At 73.1% G+C, this 1,440-nt stretch carries 1 protein-coding gene; it reads left to right on the top strand.

The genetic code is table 11. The features are described 5' to 3' along the window. Positions 1-1,261, top strand: a 1,261-nt coding sequence (locus AOJ26_RS37555; protein WP_053852834.1) for a phospho-sugar mutase, incomplete at its 5' end; no start/stop codon positions are given. Between the last annotated feature and the right edge of the window lie 179 nt (positions 1,262-1,440).

The raw sequence follows: 1,440 nt of genomic DNA, 5'->3' as shown, positions 1-1,440 counted from the left end.
CCCCACCCCCGTCCTCGCGTACGCGATAAGGCACCTCGGCGCGGTGGCCGGCGTGGAGGTCACGGCCAGCCACAACCCGCCCCGCGACAACGGCTACAAGGTGTACCTCGGCGACGGCTCCCAGATCGTCCCGCCCGCCGACGCCGAGATCGCAGCCGAGATCGACGCGGTCGCGAGCCTCCACGACGTCCCCCGCCCCGACACCGGCTGGGAGACCCTCGACGACAGCGTCCTGGACGCCTACCTCGCCCGCACGGACGCCGTACTGGCCGCCGACTCCCCCCGCACCGCCCGCACGGTGTACACGGCGATGCACGGCGTCGGCAAGGACACCCTCCTCGCCGCGTTCGAACGGGCCGGCTTCCCCACGCCGGACCTGGTCGCGGAACAGGCCGACCCGGACCCCGACTTCCCGACCGTCGCCTTCCCCAACCCGGAGGAGCCCGGCGCGATGGACCTGGCCTTCGCGAAGGCCGAGGAGACGGACCCGGACCTGATCATCGCGAACGACCCGGACGCGGACCGCTGCGCGGTGGCCGTGAAGGACAACGGCTCCTGGCGCATGCTCCGGGGCGACGAGGTCGGCGCGCTGCTCGCCGCCCACCTGGTGGCCCGCGGAGCGCGCGGCACCTTCGCCGAGTCGATCGTCTCGTCCTCCCTGCTCGGCAGGATCGCCGAGAAGGCGGGCCTCCCCTACGAGGAGACCCTCACCGGCTTCAAGTGGATCGCCCGCGTGGAGGGCCTGCGCTACGGCTACGAGGAGGCCCTCGGCTACTGCGTGGACCCCGAGGGCGTACGGGACAAGGACGGCATCACCGCGGCCCTCCTCGTCACGGAGCTGGCCTCAGGACTGAAGGAACAGAACCGCACCCTCACCGACCTCCTGGACGACCTCGCGGTGACCCACGGCCTGCACGCCACGGACCAGCTCTCGGTGCGCGTGGAGGACCTGTCGGTCATCGCCCGGGCGATGAAGCAGCTCCGCGAACACCCGCCGACCGAGCTCGCGGGCCTCGCGATCACCAGGGCCGAGGACCTCACGCAGGGCACGGACAAGCTCCCGCCCACCGACGGTCTGCGGTACACGCTGGACGGCGCCCGGGTCATCGTCCGCCCGAGCGGCACCGAGCCCAAGCTGAAGTGCTACCTGGAGGTGGTCGTCCCGGTCGCCACCCACGCCGACCTCCCGGCGGCCCGCGCCAGGGCAACCGACCTGCTGACCGCGATCAAGCACGACCTGTCGGCCGCGGCCGGCATCTGAGCAGGAGCGGCCGCCGAGCGACCCCGTCGCCGGCGGCCGCCACCTGAACGAACCGCCCGCTCACCGCGACCTGCCCAGAGAATCCCTGCCGCCCCCACCCGCACGCCCAGAGCCCGGCCGCTACCCCGTACCACGACGCGCCCGCACAGAACCCGCACCCCCGAAACCCAGCTACGCAC

Source organism: Streptomyces sp. NRRL B-24085, from assembly GCF_001282115.1.
GTDB lineage: Bacteria > Actinomycetota > Actinomycetes > Streptomycetales > Streptomycetaceae > Streptomyces.
The sequence above is the reverse complement of the archived record's forward strand: the minus strand, read 5'-3'. Positions and strand labels throughout refer to the sequence as shown.